This window comes from Paenibacillus sp. J22P90, assembly GCF_059692195.1.
This window is the reverse complement of record NZ_JCAUAY010000005.1, coordinates 255,125-275,111: the sequence shown is the minus strand read 5'-3', so window position 1 is coordinate 275,111 and position 19,987 is coordinate 255,125. Positions and strand designations below refer to the sequence as shown.

Genomic DNA, 19,987 nt, shown 5'->3' with positions numbered 1-19,987 from the left:
ACATTATTTATGGCTACTTACATGTCCCATTGCTTCGTTAATGAAAGGATATAGGCCTTTACTTGCTCTTGCAGGTCCGGACGCTGTAAAGCTAGCTCAATCGTAGCTTCAATATACCCCAGCTTGTCCCCAACGTCATACCGCTTCGCCTGCATAAGATACGCAGCCATCTGCTGCTCCTTATTCAAAACGCGCAACGCGTCCGTTAATTGAATCTCGCCGCCGCGTCCAGGTTCTTGACGTTCTAAAATGCGGAAAATTTCCGGCATAATAATGTAACGCCCGATCACCGCCAAATTCGATGGCGCCTGATCACGATCAGGCTTTTCTACCAGATCCTCAATCAAACGATAATGATCACGGCTCGCCGCGGGAGAGATAATACCGTACTTGCTAACATCGGCCCAAGGCACCTCTTGTACAGCGATTACCGAAGTTTCCGTTTGCTCATAAATATCAATCATTTGCTTAAGTCCAGGAGGAGAAGATTGGAGAATATCATCGCCGAGCAGAACTGCGAAAGGTTCATCCCCAATGAATTTGCGTGCGCACTGAATGGCATGACCTAAGCCGAGTGGCTGCTTCTGCCGGATGTAATGCACATCAGCCAAATTAGAGACAGACTGCACAATCTCCAGAAGCTGTGTGCTACCTTTTTCCTCAAGCATCATCTCCAGCTCAACCGATTTATCAAAATGATCCTCAATCGCACGCTTGTTACGCCCGGTCACAATGATAATATCCTCAATGCCGGACTCAATCGCTTCCTCCACGATATACTGGATAGCGGGTTTGTCGACGATCGGCAGCATTTCCTTCGGCTGTGCTTTGGTTGCAGGCAAGAAACGCGTACCTAGTCCTGCCGCGGGGATGATGGCTTTACGAATTTTTTTCATACTTGCTCCTCCTTCAAATGTGCTAGTACATCCATCCCGATTCGTCTCGAACCAATCGCTGAATGAAAAGCAATGCCATCTCGAACACCATGGAAGTCAGAGCCTGCTGTCATTAGGAGCCCCTTGCGCTGAGCAAGCTCCCTGTATCTCTCTTCGTCTTCGGCTGAATGATCCGCATGATACACTTCAATGCCGTCTAGTCCTTGTAAAGTGATCGCCTCAACCAGCGCATCATCATGATAAATGCCTGGATGCGCAAGCACCGCTCGGCCTCCAGCCTCATGAATCCATGTAATCGCTGTAGCAGGCTGAATGCGAGGCGGATTAGCGTACGCTGCCGCTCCTGAAGCCAAATAACGATCGAACGCTTCAGTAATCGTGCTCACATAGCCCTTATTTAAAAGCACCGCCGCAATGTGGGGGCGTCCCACCGTATCCCCTTTACGCTTAATATTCGCTACTTCTTTGAGAACTTCCTCCATCGTAATCTCGATGCCCAGCTCCTGTAACCGCGCGATGATCATTTCGTTACGCGTATCCCGCGTGTCTCGCAATGAGGCCAAGCGCTGTAGGAATTGTTCGTCCTCAATATTGATGAAATAGCCGAGAATGTGAATGTCTTGTCCATTCGCAACCGTTGAAATTTCCACCCCAGGCACAACTACAATGCCCAGCTCTGAACCCGCTTCAAGCGCTTCTGCTACCCCGGAGATCGTGTCGTGATCCGTGATCGCAATAGCCCCCAAACCAGCGTCCAAAGCCATCTGTACGTTCGCTCTAGGCGATTGCGTCCCATCTGAGGCCGTTGTATGTGAATGTAAGTCTGCTTCCATACGCAATCCAACTCCTCCTTTTATAAAAAACGGCTTAAATCTTCTTGACGCAAGAACGTCATAAAGCTAACGGCTGAAATAGGCAGCAAGGTCGAATTTAAATAAATCGCATAGAAGCTGCGCTCAAATACGATATTTTCGATTTTTTTCACTTTAAATAAACCTAGTGTCACCTCATGCTTAACGGATGATTGCGAAAGAATGGAAATACCGAGACCCGCTTCAACAGCTGATTTAATGGCCCCTGTACTTCCAAGCTCCATCACGATCTTCATTGAGGAACAATCCATGTTGCAGCGAGCAAATTCTTCCTCCATAACCCGCCTAGTACCCGAACCTTGCTCACGCAGCACAAAAGGGTACTTCAAGAGCTCCTCCAATGTGACCACTTCAACATCCGCAAGCGGATGATCTGAAGGTACAATAAGGCGCAGCTCATCGCTAAGAATCGCTTCCGTGTGCACGTCCGGATGATGAATCGGTGCTTCAACAAGACCGAAATTGAGTTGATGGCTAAGCACCTCGTCCAAAATCTGCGCCGTGTTCATCACCTTCATCGATACGGAAATATTGGGGTAATCTTTGCTGAAAGGTCCCAACAGACGAGGCAGGATATACTCTCCCATCGTTAAGCTGGCGCCTAATTGAAGCCGCCCTTCAATCATCATCGTAAATTTCGACATCGCGACATCGGTGTCGCGAATAAGCTCAATGCTATTTTTTGCAAATGGCAGCAAAGCTCGCCCTGCCTCAGACAATTCGATCTTCTTCGTGCTGCGATGAAAAAGCTTCACACCGAAATAATCCTCAAGCGACTGTACCTGCATCGTGACCGCAGGCTGTGTCATATGTAAAGCAGCGGCTGCGTGTGAGAAACTGCCTTTTTCCGCAACGGTATAGAAAATATGTAATTGATGAAAATTAAGTGCCATGATATACCGCCTCTCTCTCTGCTACCATTATATGAAATCCAGCCATGACAGTCCATCAACACGCCAAAAAAGAGTATGTCTGCCCCAGACATACTCTGATCAATTACTTGATTAGCGACGCTTGCGACTATTCTTAATCAAAGTCATACGGCGCGAATGCCTTAACCAGGAATAGTACGACTTTAGATCGCGCAGCTCCATCGTTTCTGACATTTTGCCAAGAAAGGTAACGATAATCATTTTATGCAGAGGATTGCCTATGAGATCTGTCTCATGCTCTAAATGTGAAAATTCGGCCACAACAACCAAATCATCGTCAATGAGATACACGTCTTCTTCATTCCGGTAGTAAGGGACCATGCTATCATTTTTAAGCTTCTCCCAAAGAAAAGCGCAAATTTCTTCGAGTGAATTGTTATCGCTTGAAATACGATCACTCCATCTCAGCTTTGCATGATTCGTGATCACGATATCCGCCACTTTCTTATCACCTAGCTGTACGAAAAATGGTTCGTAAGTACTCCATCTCCCCATCACCTTATCTTTCATGATCACATCTCCTTTCCTATTTAAATGGGACCTATTACCTACTCCCTGATGTTATGTAAGTTATATTTTACTGTATTATAACTTTTTTTCCCATGGAAGAATATATAAAATTATTAATAAGTATTTATGAAGACAAAAAACTATGCCTAATTTTCGGAAAATTGTGAAAACTTCTACAAATGCCGTTCAGGACAGCTTGAACACGTTCAAATACGACTTAAAAAAATAAAAAAGCTTCTCGCGAAGCTTTCATTTTGCACTGCAGCCTCAAAGCGTGTAAAATCTAGTTTTGTCAGGCACATCACTACTATATTCCGTTTTAATTTCGTTGCGGTACGATTTCTCTACCTTTTTGACATACGGCAGCTTAAGCAGGCTGCGTGTTGTCTCTTCCAATTTGCTGGCATGTATATAAAGTACAGCATAATTCATTTTTTTGGATATGTAATGTAGGGAACCAAACCGCTCCAAATTTCTGGCGGCTTTGATATCGTTTACCCAAATGATTAACCCGCTACGCTCAATCATCATGATTGCAACCTCTTTTCAATAATCCTAGTATGGAGTGATCTCACAACATGAAGCCATCAGATAACATTGTCCGCGTATACCGCGGAAATATAACTGAAAGTATACATCGCGTCCACCTTGCTGTCGTGGACACCCGAGGAACGCTCCTGCATCGCGCAGGCGATCCTCACCTGCTCACTTTCGCCCGCTCGACGGCGAAGCTAATTCAAGCGTTGCCGGTCATTGAGTCCGGCGCTGCTGATCGTTTCGGCCTGACCGAGGCCGAAATTGCCTTATGCTGCGCTTCCCACAATGGGGAAGCTGAGCATGTGAGCACGGCCCGCGGCATCCTGGGCAAGTTAGGTTACCATGCCAAGCACCTGCAGTGCGGTGCGCACGAGCCTTACCACGCGCCAACCGCGCAGGCGATGCGCGAACGGGGCGAATCCCCTTCGACCTTGCATAATAATTGCTCGGGCAAACACTCGGGTATGCTATCCCTCAGCAGCCATCTAGGCGCCTCGCCGGACACCTACATGAGCCCGGAGCATCCTGTTCAACAATTAATGTTGGATGCCGTAAGCGCCATGGCAGGTGTGCCAAAGGAGCAAATGGAGCTGGGAATCGACGGCTGTGGCGTGCCTGTATTCGGAATGCCAATCGACCGCCTCGCGCTCGCTTTTGCCCGTTTAGGAAGCCCCGAGGGGCTATCTGCAGAGCGTGCAAACGCTTGCCAGAGAATTGTCGATGCTGTGCGAAAATATCCTCAATACCTCGCAGGGAACGACCGCTTCGATACGCAACTCATCGAGGTAACAAAGGGGCGAATCATCGGTAAAATGGGTGCCGAAGGAATTTTTGCCATTTCGATACCAGACCAAGCCCTTGGCTTCGTATTAAAAATAGAAGACGGCAATATCCGTGCCTTGTATCCCGCGGTCATGGAGGCGCTGAAGCAGCTAGGCTATCTCTCCGAAGACGAGATTAGCGAGCTTGCAGCTTTCCATATGCCGCCCGTTCAGAACTGGCAAGGAACCGAGGTCGGACGCATCCGCCCCGATTTCTGCCTGTGAGTCACATTAACCGCAATTCCCGCTGCAGCTTCCACCGGAGCTGCAGCCTTTGCCGGTTGGCAAGGGATTGTTGCTTGGCACCTTGATGGAATCCGAAACCGCATGAGCAATCGTCGTAGAGACGGTGTATAGCAAGTCGTCCAAGCGATCCTCAGCTTCTTTATATTTGCGAACTGCCTCAACGGCATAGAGCTTCTCTTGCACTTCATTCACAGCGGCTAGCGCATCATGATAGCTTGGATGGTAATGCCCGAAACGCTCGCATTCAGCAAAGGCATCTTTTTTCCTAGCAAACACCGCTTGTAAATCTTTAACTTCCTTACTGTTCTCAACCGCAGTCTTCCAATATAAATAATCTGCAACTTCGGCAGAAGAATTAATCATGTCACCCATGTCATAGGCTTGCATCAGGATAGCAGACATATCCAGTGTTTCTGTTTCCATTGTTTGTAACATTACGGCAATACCATCCTTCCTCTCGAAAAATCTATAACACTTCTATCATATCACAGTTCGCCAAGAGTTTCTTCCTTTTCTCGCGCACACCCATCATTGATTCCTGGTAAAATGAGCTTCATCTCCTTCCAGTCCTCGCTTGGCCAAGATATCTCCTGATATTCTTCCCAACCTTCTAGAATCCAACCTGTTCGATCTTCCCGCAGCATCCGCGGAATAATGAAACAGTCACGTCCTTCTTTCCTGAGCTGCAGCACACTTTTCCACTCAATGGCTTTACGAATCATATCTTTCCTTGTAGAAGCGTGATAGTCTCGAAGCTCCTTAATCCAACTCATAGGGATTTGCTGCATATCCGGATATAAGTCAGCTCGCTCCGGCAGATGAGGATCAACTTCATAGAGCTGAATGGTATCTCTGGAATAACATAGGCCTATGGCTGCCACATGTACAGGCTCTATTCCCTCGTCCTGAGCAACCGGGGAGGGAAGGCTGCGATTGGGATGAAAGCCCATGGCTTCCAAGCATTTGGTCAAATGTTTCACATGCTCGCGAGAAATAATAAAATTGGTTCCACCTATGCGATCCCCGAGCAAGCTGCTGCACTTTTCGTTTCGAAGTAAAGCTTCCGCCACATCGATATTTTGACAGCGAAGCAGCGTAACATCCTCGATGTAAAGCTTATCTTTCTGCGCCTCCCATTCGGTTAAGGCTATGACTACCTGCTCAGGAACTTCATAATAAGCATTCGCATGCAAAAGTTGAATCACATCTGCGCTCTTCAGCTTATGGTCTAACGCTCGTTGAAAGCTTATCTTCGTCAACCGATAAGTTCTTACAAGGTCAGCTTGCTGAAGGTCAGCAAACGCGGCAATATGCCACTCTAGAAGAAGAGAGGCATCCGGAGGAAGCAGGATTTCGAAATCTGGCTGAACGTAGAGTGAAGGCTCAGCTTGGTGTGATGCATCATCATGCAAGCTTGACGGCATCTCAACATTTGATTGCGGATGGACGAGCCATTTGAACCAGAGCTGACCCTCTTGATCTCGAGCCACCTCGATGAAGCGAAACGTAGTCAATGGCTTGATCCAAGCTGCGAACAATTCCTGGCGTAAATCCTCCTGCCCCGTCAGTTTACGAGCGATTGAGCAGCAGGATTGAATAGCTTGTACCAGCTCATCTAAGCTGTACCATTGCGAAATAGCACCTCGCTCCATGAACGAAATCCCATGCTCTAACCAAACTGGCGCGGGTACAATCGCTTGCCGCCAAATGCGGTACAGCTGCGTTTGCTGGTGCTCATATGAGCCTTGAAGCCAAGTATGCAAGTTGCCATGATTGATCAGAAAGCTGCTGCCCGCTTCATTTTTCATGAGAAAGCCCATCCGGATCGCCATTTCAAGTATCAGCGCGGCAGGTTCGTCATATGTGTCCGTAAATGCGTAAGTTAGCCCAGCCATTGTGATAATGGCTTTCGGCAAACTCACATGTTCAGTAAGCTTTTGTAATTGCTTCTTATGTAAGGTTCCTTTATTCGTGAGAGAAAGATCCGACTGCCGCGAGCAATTGACCATAAAATGAATTAATTGCTGCGCTAATCCTCTGGGATTCACTTGGATCTCTTCATCTGTATCGTCTGTATCGTTTGATTCCACATCGAGATGACTTTCCAGCTCCGAAAGAGGCTTCAAATCAGCAGGAAATAGGATACGCTGCCAACCCGCAAACGCATCCTCTGGCATAACAAAAAGTTGTTCCCCCCACGATTTGCGAAAAGCAACAATGATACCGTATCGACGCAGTCCCCACAGCCCCAAGCTTACTTGGGCACCAGACATGTGAATCGTCGCTTCCTTCTCCAACCGCTCGCTGGTAAATGGAAGACAACCAAACGTCGACATTACAAGCCGCAGCGTACGCCTCTCATCGGAAGAAAGCTCACTGTAAAGTTCAATTAGGTGATGTGGTCGCGTGAGCACCTCTCCTAATGACTCTCTAGACGCGTGAGATGCAGCGCACCAAGGTTGTCTTAGAATCAGCTCCTTTAACGAAAGTGGCATTTTCCTTTCCACCTGATCGTACTTCATACCCAATCTCCCTTCATCTGACCGGTTGATTCCAGCTAGTAATCTCGTACTGGTAGCCTTGCTCCACGAGAAATAATTGCCTCTTCATCGCAAAATCCTGTTCCTTCGTGTCGGAGCTAACGAGTGAATAGAAGACGGCGATGTTGTCGCCATTTCGCTTTGGACGGAGGATGCGTCCGAGTCGCTGTGCTTCTTCTTGCCTGGAACCGTAGCTGCCTGAGACCTGAATCGCGATCGCAGCATCCGGGAGATCCACAGCGAAGTTCGCCACCTTCGACACGATGAGCAGCGGCAGGTGCCCCTTTTTGAAAAGCTCATAGAGCTCCTCACGGCGCTCATGCGGGATGCTGCCGCATATCATCGGTGCGCCGGTATGGATTGCGATTTGTTCCAATTGATCGATGTACTGACCGATTATTAGCGTTGGTTCATCCGAATGAAGCTCCAATAAATGATCAATCACATCCAGCTTCGCCACATTTTCCCCAGCAATTCGGAATTGATGCCTAGCGCTTGAAGCACTGTAAAGATCACGATCCGCTGTGGACAAAGGCACACGCACTTCTTGACAAGTAACCTTGGCGAGCCACCCCATCGTTTCTAGCTGCTTCCACGCCATGTCATATTTTTTGGGCCCAACTAAGGAAAATACATCCCCCTCTAAGCCATCTTCTCTAATCAGCGTCGCCGTTAAACCTAACCTGCGTGTAGCTTGAATCTCAGCCGTTGCACGAAAAACAGGCGCAGGCAACAGGTGAACCTCATCATAAATGATGAGGCCCCATTCCCTCTCGCTAAATATTCGCAAATGCGAGAAATCGGCATCCTTGCTCCCGCGATGCGTGAGAATTTGGTATGTCGCAATCGTGACAGGTTTAATTTCCTTCGTGGTGCCATTGTACTCACCTACCTGATCACTCGTTAGGCCCGTTTTGTTCAGGATTTCGCGTTTCCATTGCTTCACGGATGTCACGTTCGAGGTAAGAATTAATGTCGCGCAGCTTGCTTTCGTCATAGCCGCAATACCCACTACCGTCTTTCCCGCTCCGCACGGAAGCACCAAAACACCGCTCCCCCCGTGACCAACCTGCTGAAATGCGTCTACCGCTTGCTTTTGATAATCACGCAATTGGAACGGCTCTTCCGACTCCTCTTCCTCTCGCCATGGAATCTTCAGAAATTCACCGCTGCGATACTGCGCCATATCCTCCACCGGATAGCCAAGCTTTATCAATTCTTGCTTCAGAATGCCGCGGTAACTCGGTGATATAGCAATAGCCCGTTCACCACGGGTGTCTGTAAGATATTTTTGTAAAGATTCATAGGCACAAATTTCTTTGAATACGACAGTATCCTCACTAACCAAGAAGAGCTCGCTCCCCACATGCACCATGCGCAGGAGTCCATAGCGCTTCGTATATTTACGAATCGTGCTAAGCACAGTGGAAGGAACGCCAAATTTGGCATTTTGCTGTAAGCAAGTTGTCATTTCATCCAAGCCCATCCCTGCTGCAGCTGCATTCCATAAGGACAACGGTGTAACCCGATACGTATGAAGATGCTCCGGGCTTTTAACTAGATCTGCAAAACGAGCCAGCTTGCCCTGGAGCTGTTCAAATTCAGGATGCTTCGTCTCGAGGAGGATAGATAAATCGTTCTGAATGATCAGAGGTCTTGAAGGATCCATAGTCAAAAGCGTATTCCCTCCTTTTTCCTTAGTATGAAGGGAAAGTACTTGATTTAAACATGGTCTCCATGCTAACGTATCTCAAAAGAGTTCACGCAGTGTAACATACCCGATGACCAAGACGGCACCAAGGGGCAGCCATCGAACGATTCCGCGAGGACGAACCCCCTTTTTCTCGACTTTCGTGTACCAATGTGCTTTCCTCGAGCGCTCTTCAACCTCTTTCACATGAGCCTCGAATCTTTTCTCTATCTCGTATAAGTTCCACATGGTAATTCCCCCCATCCTTTGGTTGGAATTGATTTTAACATGGTAAGAAGTACCACAGTTATCTATAAAAAATGATCGATTCGATCGAAAAAAATGATGATTGAGGAGGGCATGCCTATGGATCTGACGTTATACAAAACACTGCTCGAAGTAGCAAAATGGCAAAACTTTACGAAGGCTTCCGAAAAATTAGGATATGCCCAGTCCAGTGTGACCTCACAGATTCAGAAGCTGGAAATCGAATACGGGGTTGAAATTTTTGAACGCATCGATAAAAAGATGCGACCGACGCCTGCGGGGGACATTCTGCTGCGGTATGCTGCGAAGATTTTGAAGCTATACGAGGAATCCAAAATCAATGTGGCCGGCCAAACAACAGGAAGCTTCATGATCGGCACGCACGAAACAACACTCTTTTCCTATATGCTGCCTCCGTTCCTTGGAGCATTCAAGAAGTGCTTTCCGAACATTACGATCACGATCAATGAATTATTGGAAAATGATACGTCACGCGCGCTGAAGGCCGGCGAATGCGATTTAGGCTTCATCGTCGATCGAGAGCTCAGCGATCCTGATTTGGTATTTAAGACGATCCAGGAAGAGGAGTTCGTCATTGTGGCAGCCCCCGATCATCCCTTAGCCGCAAGGACTTCTATCGTGCCAGAGGATCTCAACGGTTCTGAAATTTTAATGTCGATCTCAGGCGGACGCTGCCGGAAGCTATTTGAAACGATGCTGCGCAAGCACAATGTGCAATACACACTCACATACGAGATAAATAACTATGAAACGATCAAAAAATGCGCCATGCACGGGCTTGGCCTCTGCTTACTGCCGAAAACAACGGTGACGACGGAAACACAAAACGGGCAGCTAGCGATTTTACCGCTAAACTACCCGAATTTTAAACTTAATGTGCAATTATGCTATCATGCCAAACGGCAATTATCTGTTCCATTGAAAAACTTCATTCAACTGATGTGTGAAACTACTCCACACGAACGGCTTTCGCTTGGGCAAGCAAGCACAATTCAGCCGCTTTAAACGTATGTGCTTGTGTCATCGCATTCTCTGTACGATGGATGCAATCCAAGATCAACTGACCGAAGAATGGAAAGCCTACTTGTCCATGCAGACTGTAGTGCTTTTCTCCTTGTTGGTTGACCAGATACAGTTGATCCCCTTGCGGGTCACGCGCAATATCAATATATTTACGCATTTCGATGTAACCCTCGGTTCCAAGAATCAACGTACGCCCGTCTCCCCATGTTCCTAAGCCGTTTGGTGTCAGCCAGTCTACACGGAAATAGTTCGTTGCCCCATTGTCCCCAATAAGTGTCGCATCACCGAAATCCTCAAGCTCTGGAAAATCCTTCGCATGATAATTCGCTACTTTACTACTAACCACTGTCGCATCCTTACAGCCTGAATAGAAGAGGAACTGCTCGATCTGATGGCTGCCGATATCAGCCAGAATACCGCCGTATTTCTCCTTCTCAAAAAACCAAGCGGGACGGCTTGCTGCATTCAACCGGTGAGGTCCAAGACCAATGACTTGGACAACGCGCCCGATTGCGCCCTCTTCGATCAATTGACCTGCGAAGACAGCACTTTCCACATGGAGTCGCTCACTGTAGTACACCGCATATTTACGCCCTGTAGCTTCTACAACAGCCTTAGCTGCTTCCAACTGGTCAAGGGAAGTAAATGGCGTTTTATCCGTGAAATAGTCTTTCCCGTGCTCCATAGCACGAATGCCAAGAGGCCCGCGTTCCGAAGGAACTGCCGCCGCAGCGATCAGTTTGACTTCAGGATCATGAAAGATTTCTTCCTCAGAAGAGGCTGCTTTAGCCTGAGGGAACTTTTCGATGAACGCAGCCACTTTAGCTGGGTCTTGATCATATACCCATTTCAACTCTGCGCCAGCTTCCAAGAGCCCATTCGTCATGCCATAGATATGACCATGATCTAGAGCAACAGCCGCGAAGGTAAACTCCCCTTTTTGAACAACAAGGTTCGGCTTCCCTTTCGGGGCATAATTCATGCCATCACTTTTTTGCATTTCGGATTTCCTCCACAGATCTTAGACGTTAAGTGTTTTAAAGCTGCCTGCATCTTTACTCACTTTGGAGTTTTTAATTTTCTCTTGTAAGTGCTGCTCAAACAAGTCTTCATCGATCGGTAGATCGACCCAGTTGTCTGTGAACGTAGACAGCATGATGGCGTTGGAGATCATCAAGCCTTTGATTCCTTCTTCACCTGGAGCAATCAATGGTGTTCCATGAAGAATCGCGTCAACAAAGTTTTGTGTGATTCCCATATGGCCCGTTTCTTTGCCCTCAACAGGAATTTCACATTTCCAGCATTCAGGACTACCGAAGCCGCCTTTGTACGTTTCATTAAATTCTCTTTCCGATACACGTAAACGCCAGAACGTCAATTTGCCGTCTTCAATGACGATTTTCCCACGGTCACCGGACAATTCAAAACGGTTTGTCCCTGGAGCCTCACCTGTTGTCGTCACGAACAAGCCTGTAGCACCATTTTCATATTCTACAAATGCTGTTACATCATCTTCAACTTCGATATTACGGTGTTTACCGAAATAACAGAAAGCGCGTACACGCTTCGGCATCATATCGATCGTCCACTGCCATAGGTCTAGTTGATGCGGATCCTGATTGATCAGTACGCCGCCGCCTTCACCAGCCCATGTTGCACGCCAGCCGCCTGAATCGTAATAGCTTTGTGATCTGTACCAGTTCGTAATAATCCAGTTCGTTCTGCGAATTTCACCAAGCTCGCCAGAAGAAACTAGATCTTTTAATTTTGTATATAATGGATTTGTACGTTGGTTGTACATCATGCTGAATACCTTGCCTGATGCTTTCGCAGCTTCGTTCATTTGGCGAACTTGCTTCGTATATACACCCGCCGGCTTCTCACAAATAACATGCAGACCTGCTTCGAAAGCGCGAATAGCTGTTCCTGGGTGATCGTAGTGAGGTGTTGCAATCAATACCCCATCAATGATGCCGGAAGCCAAAAAGTCATCAAGATTGTCAAATAATTTGACGCCTTCACCTAGGTTTTCTTTTGCCCACTCCAAGCGATCCGCTCTCGGTTCACAAATTGCCGTAAGTTCAGCGCCCTTCACTTCACCTTTGACCAAATATTTGGCATGTCCGGTTCCCATGTTCCCCAGACCAATGATACCAATCCTTACTTTTTCCACTGTACGTCACCTTTTTCTTGTCAGATTCACAATTATTAAGCACGCTTTCACTTTAGCATATTTATGAGGAGGCATCTTGTCGCAGATTGACTACCTTATTGCGAACTTTGACAGTTAGACGTCAATTAGACAAGTTTACTGTGCGTAAGCCGGTAATTGAATGCTGACCGAAGTTCCAACGCCAAGCTTACTTTGATAGCGGATCAGCCCATGATGCTCTTCAATAATGGTAAAGCTTACCATCATGCCCAGGCCCGTCCCTTTTTCCTTCGTTGTATAAAATGGCTCGCCAATTCGCGGCAATCGATCTTCCGAAATCCCTTGGCCCTGATCGACAAACTCCAAAATGACGTCATTCCCTAGAAGCTGTGCATTAATATTCAAGGGACCGCCTGTAGGCATCGCTTCAATCGCATTTTTGATAACATTGACAAAAACTTGCTTAATTTGATTCCGCTCACAATTGACACTCGGAAGAATCGAGTCGGCATTCAGCATAATTTCAACATTATTCATAATGGCTTCTGTATTTAAAAGTTGAATGACCTCTTCAAGTATCACTAATGGATCGTGAGGCATGTAGGCAACCGCTTGCGGCTTAGCGAGTATCAGAAGCTCGCCTAGAATCAGCTCAATGCGATTAAACTCTTCTTGCATAATGTGAAAATAACGCAGTTTACTTTCCTCGTTCGCATGACACATCAGCTTTACAAAGCCCTTAAGCGCTGTCAATGGATTGCGAATCTCATGGGCAATACCCGCTGCCAATTGGCCGGCAACATGCAGTTTTTCTGTTTTACGGAGCAGCTCCTCCGTTTGTTTCTGCAGCGTTATATCCTGCACAGTTCCGAATAAACATAGCGCTCGCCCCCACTCGTCATAGGTGGTTCTAGCTAGTGTGTGCAAGGTTCGCACCTCTTCATCGACCACAACCCGATAGACGAGATCCATCGTTCCATGTTGAAGCGCATTTTTCATCGCTGCCTTCGTTCTAGACAGGTCATCGGGATGAATGCTTTCAAGAATGGTTTCAAGGGGCAACTGATTCACGAAATCGGGACAACCAAATATGGCGGTCATTTCGTCTGATAAATACACCGCATTTTGAATGACGTCCCACTCATAATGGCCTAAACCGGCAATTTCTTTCGCGAGTTCCAATTTTGTTTTACTTTGGAGTATCTCGTGTTCAATTTGCTTATGCATGGTAATATCGTGAGCAAGTCCACGAACAGCCATTCGCCCTCCATTTAGAACGACTCTTTCAGTTTGGGAACGAAGATAACGGATCTCCCCATCTTGACGTAAGATCCTGTAGACGGTATCTGACTTTCCGAAGAGAACAGCCTGTTTAATTGCATGGACTACTTTCTCACGATCATCAGGTAAAACATACTCAATCATTGTACTCAAATCCATCCTGAAGCCAGGTTCAAGACCAAATATCCGGTACAACTCCTCCGACCACATGATCGTATCCTCTTCCACAACTCTTTCAAAGCTGCCGAATTGCCCTAATCGCTGTGCTTGAACGAACCGCTCTTCAACGATCTTGCGCTCGGAGATATCTCGCCAAATACCTATGTTCTGTCTGCGATTCCCAGATTCGTCCAACAACCATTTGAAATTGTTTTCGAACCATATGTACCAACCCTTTTTGTGAAGGAATCGACAGGTGATCGTACCTTGATCATTCGGAATTGTCGTATCATACGACAAAAAAATGTTCTTCAAAACCTCGATATCCTCCGGATGGCAAAAAGACAGTACAGAGGCTCCATACATATCCTCAAGTTCATATCCTAGCAAGGCTTTTATCGAGGGTGAAACATAAAGCAGACTGCCATCCTCGGCAGTGAACGTAATAAGATCTTGCACATAGTCTGTATATTTATGATTAAGATTCGTTTCAATAGCTAAATGATTCTCAATCATTGCAGTTTTCCGAATAATAATATGTAGGTTGTCACCAACAGGATAAGCGTTTACATGAATCCATTGGTTGGACGGCTTCACATATTCCTTAAAGGCAACTTCTTTTCCAGTTCTACGAGCTTGATGAAAATAACTATATGTAGCATGCCTAATCGCGGCAGGAAACTCAGTCCAAGCCATTTTACCTAGAAGCTCTTCAGGTGATCGCGTTAAAACACTTGCGCCATAATCATTAGCGTAAATAAAATGCCAGTTTGAATCTAGAATGATAAAGCCAACGGAAGCATTGTCTTCAAACATATTCATCTCTGTGTACGACCCCCTTCACCCGTTGCGTTTTATTATTATCGCTTACATTGATGCACCTCGTAAAGAGAATTCACAAAAAAACAGCTCTCCCAAAATTTAGGGAAAGCTGCTGTATGACAAGAATATGCTTGCTTAATGACTCCCAACAAGTGTGCGTTCTTGTGAAATCTGGCTTAGCGCTTCGCCAGCCTCATCTTCAAAACTACCTCTAACGGCCAAATCACCAATCGCTACAATCCCAACGAGCTCGCCATGCTCGACAACCGGCAGCCGCCTGATTTGATGCTGTGCCATGATTTTCGCGGCTTCATCCACAGACGTATTGGGCTCAACGGTAATCATATCTTTCGTCATCACCGTTTCCACAGCGGTCGAGCCTGAATGCTTTTCCGCATAGCCTCGGACAACAAGATCACGGTCTGTTACGCCACCAATGAACTTCTTCCCATCGAGAACCCCAACAAATCCAATATCGTGCTGCTTCATTTTCACAGCAATCTCATACACATTATCCAGCAAGGTAACCGTCACGCAGTCTTTACTCATGATGTCCTTTACTTGCTTATCTGGCAATTTCATCATCCTCCTTGGTGTCATGTAGCACAACAAATGATTACTACATTATCATTCACCAATGTTCGGAGGGCATTCATGCCATATAATCCAAGGCCATGGACAGCAGCAAATTCGCCGCGTTAAGCATAGATCTTTCGTCTATATCAAACTTAGGATGATGATGAGGATATACTATGCCAGCTTCCACATTGCCCGCGCCTACAAACATGAAGCATCCAGGCTTCTCTTGCAAATAATAGGAAAAGTCTTCTCCGGCCATAATAAGCGGAGATTCATGTACATTCTCTTCACCAAACAAGGTTGTGCCGACTTGAAAGAAACGAGCTGCTTCATTCGCATCATTGATAACCGTTGGATAGCCGAGTTTATAATCCAGCTCATATGTAGCTTGGGACATTTCACAGGTGGCCTTTACAATTCGCTCCATTCGGGCTTTCACTTCTTGTCTTAGCTCCGGATTGAAGGTGCGCACAGTACCATTGAGTACACTCGTTTCTGCAATAACATTAAAGCTAGAACCGCCATGGAACGAGCCGACACTAACAACGCAAGGCTCAACAGGATCCACTTGCCGGCTTACAATCGATTGCAAGTTCACGACTAATTGCGAGGCAACATACACACTATCGATCGTTTGATGCGGTAATCCACCGTGCCCGCCTTTTCCCTGTATCCGGATGGTGAATTCATCTGGCGCGGCCATGAACGCCCCTGAACGCGTGTAGGCATGTCCAACTGGGAAAGGCGTCCATAAATGAACACCAAAGACAGCGTCTACGCCATCTAACGCGCCAGCTTTAATCATCGAATCCGCACCGCCGGGAGAAATCTCTTCTGCGTGCTGGAACAGGAAAACCAGGTTCCCCTTCAGCTCTGCCCGATGCAGGCTGGCCACCTTGGCGATACCGAGCAATGTTGATGTATGTGCATCATGCCCACAAGCGTGCATAATCCCATTCTTCATTGATGAATAGTCACAGTTCTTCTCATCCTGAATCGGCAGCGCGTCCATGTCAGCACGAAGGGCAACCGTAGGTCCCTCGCCGCTGCCGCGAAGCAAACCGACAACACCATTCCCGCCTACACCTGTACGCACTTCAATGTCCCAGCTAAGCAGATGTTTCGTTACAAACTCTGCCGTCTGGTACTCCTGGTAGGAAAGCTCAGGATTCTGATGCAAATAACGTCTCCAGCCCACCATTTCTTCATAAATGGCTTGGAGATCTTCATGAAATTGAATCATCAGGTACACCCACCTTCCGTTCTTAATCACTAACTTTTACTCAAAAATGATCTATTGAAACCTATTCTATCAAATATTAACCATGGTTTCATCTTTAAAGTGCCATCAAATATTAGAATTTAGACATGGCAAGCGACTTGCAGAACCCTTAGAAACATACTATCATGAGAAAAGAATGCATACGTACAATATGGAGGCGTTAAAATTGATTATTGAAGCAACTGGCTTAAAAGGCCTAAAAAGCGATTTGGCTCACTTGGACGAAGTAACAACTAAACTAGGTTTCGTTCGTTGGCAATGGGAATACACTCGTGCTACTTACGACTTCAAAATGGAAGATAAAGCAAGCAAAGCTGTCTACTTCTTGCGTGTAAATGCACGTGTAGAAACAGGCAAACTAGAATCTCCTTATGCAGTATTATACCTAGAAGAAGCTTACATAGGCAAAGAAACGTTCCCGCATGGTTTGGATTACAATTCACCAATCCCTGAGAACGTGCTCAAAATCTCCAAACAAAAATTAGACCAACTGCAACAATTATTAGCAGACTAGGCGAGGAATCAGCATGAATCCACCTCGAAGAGGAACACCGGATTTTCTGCTGCTCTTACTAACCTTTGTATTAGTTTGTTTTGGATTGGTTATGGTGTTCAGTGCAAGCTCAATGACAAGCGCCTATCGATGGGACGACCCGTGGTTCTTTACTAGAAAGCAAATATTCGCGGTTGGCATCGGGACGATTGGCATGTTATTTTGCATGAACATTCATTACACCAAATTAAAGAAGCTCGTCATCCCTGCTTTCTTCTTCATTGTACTCGGGTTAATATTCGTTGTTTTCACGAGTAAAGCAAATGGCGCTAGCAGCTGGTACTCATTGGGAAGATACGGGATACAGCCAACTGAATTTGCCAAGTTGATTGTCATTCTCTATCTAGCCTCTCTGATCAGCAATAAAGAAGAAAAATTCAGGAGCTTTCAAAAGGGATTACTCCCGGCCATTGTGATCGTTGGCTTTGTGTGCGGCTTGATTCTCTTACAGCCAGACTTCGGTTCCTGTATGATTCTCTTGACGTGCTCCGCCATTGTCATTATGGTTGGCGGCTCTAACCTTAAGCATATTTTTTATTTAGGTGTCATTATGACACTCGTTCTTGGGATAGCGATCCTCTTGTATCTAGTTTTAGGCAATACGGACTCTAACTTTAGGCTTGACCGAATAACGTCGTTTATGGACCCTTTTGCTGATGCGCAGGGCTCAGGCTTGCAGGTAGTGCAATCTTTATATGCCTTCGGACACGGCGGTTTAACAGGCGCCGGGTTCGGACAAGGTATCCAGAAGCTTCACTACCTACCCGAAGCCCATAACGATTTCATCTTTGCTATTATCGGTGAAGAGCTCGGATTTATTGGCAGCTCGTTATTCCTACTCATCTATCTCCTCTTCATCTGGCGCGGTATCTTAATTGCTGTCCGCTGTCCAGACTTGTTCGGGATGTTAGCCGGGGTTGGCATTATGGTCATGTTCGCCATTCAAGCTTTTATCAATATCGGCGGGGTTACGAATACCATACCGTTAACAGGTGTTACGCTGCCCTTCATCTCTGCAGGGGGCTCCTCCATGATGGTCTCCTTGATTAGTATGGGGGTTATCCTAGGGATTTCCCGAGAACAATCCTACAAAGAATTCCCAGCTGCACAAAAAGCGCAGAAAACACATAAAAAAAGACCCTTATCGACATGATATAACGTCGATTGGGTCTTTTTTTTCGGTACTCATTTGACACGGAGCTGCTCTTCCGTCTCTTCTTCCGTGAATGCCACGCCTTCCACTTTTACATTGACTTCTACCACATTTAGACCTGTCATATTTTCAACAGCTTCCCGAACGTTCTCTTGGAGATCCCTACATACATCCTGAATTCGGGAACCATATTTCACGATCACTCGCAAATCTATCGCAGCTTCAACTTGTCCAACCTCAACCGAGACGCCGCGTTGCACATTTTTACCGCTCAAACGTTTCGCTAAGCCTTCGGAGATGCCACCTGACATGCCCGCTATGCCTGCTGTTTCCAGTGCTGCAAGCCCTGCAATTGTCGATACTACGTCATCAGAAATACGAATTAAGCCAGTTTGATTGTCTTCGGACATACGGATCACTCCCTAAACTTGGTATAAATCTATTGTAATAAGAACAAATGCTTAAAGCAAGATCAGCCATCTCGTATCCAATTTAATTTACATTGCTACGCAAAGTAGGTATATTATAAGAAGTTAAAAAGTTCCAATATTTCAGATTCGGAGGGTTCCCATTGAAAGGAAAATTGTTCTACATAGGGTTGCTCGTTTCATTCGTAGCAGCTGGAATCGCACATTACATGCACCTTGATACGACATTGCAATTCGTCATCGCATGTGTTGCCATCGTTTTTGTCGCAGGGTTCTTGGGCAAAGCGACCGAGAGCGTAGCTCATTATGCTGGAGATCGCATGGGCGGCTTTCTGAATGCGACGTTTGGTAATGCAGCCGAGCTCATTATTGCTTTCTTTTTAGTGCGAGACGGCCTATTTGAAGTCGTTAAAGCAAGTCTTACCGGCGCCATCATCGGGAATTTACTACTTGTACTTGGTCTGAGTCTATTCGCAGGCGGTCTCAAGTACAAAGAGCAATCCTTTAATGTTAAAATGGCATCTCACAACTCTTCCTTAATGATCCTCGGCGTCGTTGCCTTATTCATTCCTGCGATCTTTGCAGGCGGTCTGACAACCAAAGAAACATCGTCCATGAGCATGATCGTCGCGATTATCCTGATCGTCGCTTACATACTCTGGCTGATCTTCTCAATGATTACTCACAAAAGCGTGCTTTCCGATGAAGCCATCGAGCACGGTGAGGCCGCTTGGTCCAAAGGCCTTTCCATTGTCTTCCTCGTCGTTGCAACGGCCATGGTTGGCTTTACGAGTGAATGGTTAGTCGGTACGCTGGAAGAGGTTACACACAAATTCGGGTTATCTGACCTGTTTGTCGGTGCTTTCCTCATTGCCATTATCGGTAATGCCGCTGAACATAGTGCTGCTGTCATGATGGCGATGAAAAATAAAATGGGCGCAGCCGTAGAAATTGCCATCGGAAGCTCCCTGCAAATCGCGCTATTCGTCGCTCCAGTACTGATCCTGCTTAGCTTTTTCGTAAGTGGTACCCCGATGAATATCGTCTTTACCACCTATGAAATCGCAGCCATTGGCGTCGCGGTATTCATCACCAAGTCCATCACACAGGATGGATCAACGAACTGGTATGAAGGTCTTCTCCTTCTGTTCGTATATATCATCCTTGGCGTCGTATTCTTCCTCGTTTAACTACATACAGACAACAAAAAAAGTAACCCTCCG

At 46.4% G+C, this 19,987-nt stretch carries 20 protein-coding genes; 5 read left to right on the top strand and 15 right to left on the bottom strand.

Annotated features, from left to right (window positions below; all coding sequences use genetic code 11):
• Positions 1-17: 17 nt before the first annotated feature.
• The 5 genes from galU to AC58UX_RS18655 form a co-directional block, all read right to left on the bottom strand.
• On the bottom strand, positions 18-896 hold the full coding sequence (gene galU / locus AC58UX_RS18675; protein ID WP_497255393.1) for a UTP--glucose-1-phosphate uridylyltransferase GalU: 879 nt from the start codon (positions 894-896) through the stop codon (positions 18-20).
• A complete protein-coding gene (locus AC58UX_RS18670) occupies positions 893-1,729 on the bottom strand; it encodes a PHP domain-containing protein (RefSeq protein ID WP_497255391.1) in 837 nt (278 codons plus the stop codon). The genes galU and AC58UX_RS18670 overlap by 4 nt, the downstream gene beginning before the upstream one ends.
• A 20-nt stretch (positions 1,730-1,749) precedes the next feature.
• Positions 1,750-2,661 carry a selenium metabolism-associated LysR family transcriptional regulator gene (locus tag AC58UX_RS18665; protein WP_497255389.1) on the bottom strand — a complete coding sequence of 304 codons (912 nt, stop codon included), beginning with the start codon at positions 2,659-2,661 and terminating at the stop codon, positions 1,750-1,752.
• Between the two features lie 111 nt (positions 2,662-2,772).
• On the bottom strand, positions 2,773-3,210 hold the full coding sequence (locus AC58UX_RS18660; protein ID WP_497255387.1) for a hypothetical protein: 438 nt from the start codon (positions 3,208-3,210) through the stop codon (positions 2,773-2,775).
• Positions 3,211-3,477: 267 nt separating this feature from the next.
• Positions 3,478-3,741, bottom strand: coding sequence for a YlbG family protein (locus AC58UX_RS18655; protein ID WP_056612401.1), 264 nt, complete (start codon positions 3,739-3,741; stop codon positions 3,478-3,480).
• 47 nt (positions 3,742-3,788) lie between these two features.
• Between AC58UX_RS18655 and AC58UX_RS18650 the strand changes: the two genes are divergently transcribed.
• Complete coding sequence (locus AC58UX_RS18650) at positions 3,789-4,793, top strand: asparaginase (protein ID WP_497255385.1); 1,005 nt, start codon at positions 3,789-3,791, stop codon at positions 4,791-4,793.
• A gap of 6 nt (positions 4,794-4,799) precedes the next feature.
• Here the strand turns inward: AC58UX_RS18650 and AC58UX_RS18645 are convergent, their stop codons facing one another.
• The 4 genes from AC58UX_RS18645 to AC58UX_RS18630 form a co-directional block, all read right to left on the bottom strand.
• Entirely contained in the window at positions 4,800-5,237 is a 438-nt protein-coding gene (locus AC58UX_RS18645) for a YlbF/YmcA family competence regulator (protein ID WP_497255383.1), read from the bottom strand.
• Between the two features lie 62 nt (positions 5,238-5,299).
• The gene (locus AC58UX_RS18640; protein WP_497255381.1) at positions 5,300-7,336 is read right to left on the bottom strand and encodes a helicase-associated domain-containing protein; all 2,037 of its coding nucleotides are present in this window, start codon (positions 7,334-7,336) and stop codon (positions 5,300-5,302) included.
• Positions 7,337-7,349: 13 nt separating this feature from the next.
• On the bottom strand, positions 7,350-9,023 hold the full coding sequence (locus AC58UX_RS18635; protein WP_497255944.1) for a DNA repair helicase XPB: 1,674 nt from the start codon (positions 9,021-9,023) through the stop codon (positions 7,350-7,352).
• Positions 9,024-9,104: 81 nt separating this feature from the next.
• Positions 9,105-9,293, bottom strand: a complete 189-nt coding sequence (locus AC58UX_RS18630; protein ID WP_497255379.1) for a hypothetical protein — start codon at positions 9,291-9,293, stop codon at positions 9,105-9,107.
• A gap of 117 nt (positions 9,294-9,410) precedes the next feature.
• Here AC58UX_RS18630 and AC58UX_RS18625 point away from each other — a divergent pair, with 117 nt between their 5' ends.
• Complete coding sequence (locus AC58UX_RS18625) at positions 9,411-10,337, top strand: LysR family transcriptional regulator (protein ID WP_497255377.1); 927 nt, start codon at positions 9,411-9,413, stop codon at positions 10,335-10,337.
• Here AC58UX_RS18625 and AC58UX_RS18620 read toward each other — a convergent pair.
• The 5 genes from AC58UX_RS18620 to AC58UX_RS18600 all read right to left on the bottom strand — a co-directional run bounded on the left by AC58UX_RS18620 (position 10,282) and on the right by AC58UX_RS18600 (position 16,591).
• The gene (locus tag AC58UX_RS18620; protein ID WP_497255375.1) at positions 10,282-11,355 is read right to left on the bottom strand and encodes a Gfo/Idh/MocA family protein; all 1,074 of its coding nucleotides are present in this window, start codon (positions 11,353-11,355) and stop codon (positions 10,282-10,284) included. The two genes, AC58UX_RS18625 and AC58UX_RS18620, sit on opposite strands and share 56 nt — an antisense overlap.
• Before the next feature lie 21 nt (positions 11,356-11,376).
• Complete coding sequence (locus tag AC58UX_RS18615; RefSeq protein WP_497255373.1) at positions 11,377-12,528, bottom strand: Gfo/Idh/MocA family protein; 1,152 nt, start codon at positions 12,526-12,528, stop codon at positions 11,377-11,379.
• A gap of 135 nt (positions 12,529-12,663) precedes the next feature.
• Positions 12,664-14,769 (bottom strand): PAS domain-containing protein, encoded by a 2,106-nt coding sequence (locus AC58UX_RS18610; protein WP_497255372.1) that lies wholly within the window; start codon positions 14,767-14,769, stop codon positions 12,664-12,666.
• A 135-nt stretch (positions 14,770-14,904) separates the two neighbouring features.
• Positions 14,905-15,354 carry a CBS domain-containing protein gene (locus AC58UX_RS18605; protein ID WP_497255370.1) on the bottom strand — a complete coding sequence of 150 codons (450 nt, stop codon included), beginning with the start codon at positions 15,352-15,354 and terminating at the stop codon, positions 14,905-14,907.
• Positions 15,355-15,421: 67 nt separating this feature from the next.
• Positions 15,422-16,591 carry a M20 family metallopeptidase gene (locus AC58UX_RS18600; RefSeq protein ID WP_497255369.1) on the bottom strand — a complete coding sequence of 390 codons (1,170 nt, stop codon included), beginning with the start codon at positions 16,589-16,591 and terminating at the stop codon, positions 15,422-15,424.
• Positions 16,592-16,796: 205 nt separating this feature from the next.
• On the opposite strand from AC58UX_RS18600, the gene AC58UX_RS18595 reads away from it, so the two are divergent.
• Positions 16,797-17,144, top strand: a complete 348-nt coding sequence (locus tag AC58UX_RS18595) for a YugN family protein (protein ID WP_056612435.1) — start codon at positions 16,797-16,799, stop codon at positions 17,142-17,144.
• A gap of 13 nt (positions 17,145-17,157) precedes the next feature.
• Positions 17,158-18,336, top strand: coding sequence for a putative lipid II flippase FtsW (ftsW, locus tag AC58UX_RS18590; protein ID WP_497255367.1), 1,179 nt, complete (start codon positions 17,158-17,160; stop codon positions 18,334-18,336).
• Between the two features lie 32 nt (positions 18,337-18,368).
• On the opposite strand, the gene AC58UX_RS18585 is transcribed toward ftsW, so the two are convergent.
• The gene (locus AC58UX_RS18585) at positions 18,369-18,746 is read right to left on the bottom strand and encodes an Asp23/Gls24 family envelope stress response protein (RefSeq protein ID WP_497255366.1); all 378 of its coding nucleotides are present in this window, start codon (positions 18,744-18,746) and stop codon (positions 18,369-18,371) included.
• 161 nt (positions 18,747-18,907) lie between these two features.
• On the opposite strand from AC58UX_RS18585, the gene cax reads away from it, so the two are divergent.
• On the top strand, positions 18,908-19,954 hold the full coding sequence (cax, locus tag AC58UX_RS18580) for a calcium/proton exchanger (protein ID WP_497255364.1): 1,047 nt from the start codon (positions 18,908-18,910) through the stop codon (positions 19,952-19,954).
• The last annotated feature ends 33 nt before the right edge of the window (positions 19,955-19,987 follow it).

What these genes read in the sequence shown, in the direction of transcription:
- ftsW (WP_497255367.1), top strand. Translation starts at nt 17,158, where the DNA reads ATGAATCCACCTCGAAGAGGAACACCGGATTTTCTGCTGCTCTTACTA.
- AC58UX_RS18660 (WP_497255387.1), bottom strand. Translation starts at nt 3,210, where the DNA reads ATGAAAGATAAGGTGATGGGGAGATGGAGTACTTACGAACCATTTTTC.
- AC58UX_RS18635 (WP_497255944.1), bottom strand. Translation starts at nt 9,023, where the DNA reads ATGGATCCTTCAAGACCTCTGATCATTCAGAACGATTTATCTATCCTC.
- AC58UX_RS18600 (WP_497255369.1), bottom strand. Translation starts at nt 16,591, where the DNA reads ATGATTCAATTTCATGAAGATCTCCAAGCCATTTATGAAGAAATGGTG.
- AC58UX_RS18655 (WP_056612401.1), bottom strand. Translation starts at nt 3,741, where the DNA reads ATGATGATTGAGCGTAGCGGGTTAATCATTTGGGTAAACGATATCAAA.
- AC58UX_RS18665 (WP_497255389.1), bottom strand. Translation starts at nt 2,661, where the DNA reads ATGGCACTTAATTTTCATCAATTACATATTTTCTATACCGTTGCGGAA.
- AC58UX_RS18650 (WP_497255385.1), top strand. Translation starts at nt 3,789, where the DNA reads ATGAAGCCATCAGATAACATTGTCCGCGTATACCGCGGAAATATAACT.
- AC58UX_RS18610 (WP_497255372.1), bottom strand. Translation starts at nt 14,769, where the DNA reads ATGAATATGTTTGAAGACAATGCTTCCGTTGGCTTTATCATTCTAGAT.
- AC58UX_RS18585 (WP_497255366.1), bottom strand. Translation starts at nt 18,746, where the DNA reads ATGTCCGAAGACAATCAAACTGGCTTAATTCGTATTTCTGATGACGTA.
- AC58UX_RS18670 (WP_497255391.1), bottom strand. Translation starts at nt 1,729, where the DNA reads ATGGAAGCAGACTTACATTCACATACAACGGCCTCAGATGGGACGCAA.
- AC58UX_RS18640 (WP_497255381.1), bottom strand. Translation starts at nt 7,336, where the DNA reads ATGAAGTACGATCAGGTGGAAAGGAAAATGCCACTTTCGTTAAAGGAG.
- AC58UX_RS18605 (WP_497255370.1), bottom strand. Translation starts at nt 15,354, where the DNA reads ATGATGAAATTGCCAGATAAGCAAGTAAAGGACATCATGAGTAAAGAC.
- AC58UX_RS18625 (WP_497255377.1), top strand. Translation starts at nt 9,411, where the DNA reads ATGGATCTGACGTTATACAAAACACTGCTCGAAGTAGCAAAATGGCAA.
- AC58UX_RS18620 (WP_497255375.1), bottom strand. Translation starts at nt 11,355, where the DNA reads ATGCAAAAAAGTGATGGCATGAATTATGCCCCGAAAGGGAAGCCGAAC.
- AC58UX_RS18630 (WP_497255379.1), bottom strand. Translation starts at nt 9,293, where the DNA reads ATGTGGAACTTATACGAGATAGAGAAAAGATTCGAGGCTCATGTGAAA.
- AC58UX_RS18645 (WP_497255383.1), bottom strand. Translation starts at nt 5,237, where the DNA reads ATGGAAACAGAAACACTGGATATGTCTGCTATCCTGATGCAAGCCTAT.
- galU (WP_497255393.1), bottom strand. Translation starts at nt 896, where the DNA reads ATGAAAAAAATTCGTAAAGCCATCATCCCCGCGGCAGGACTAGGTACG.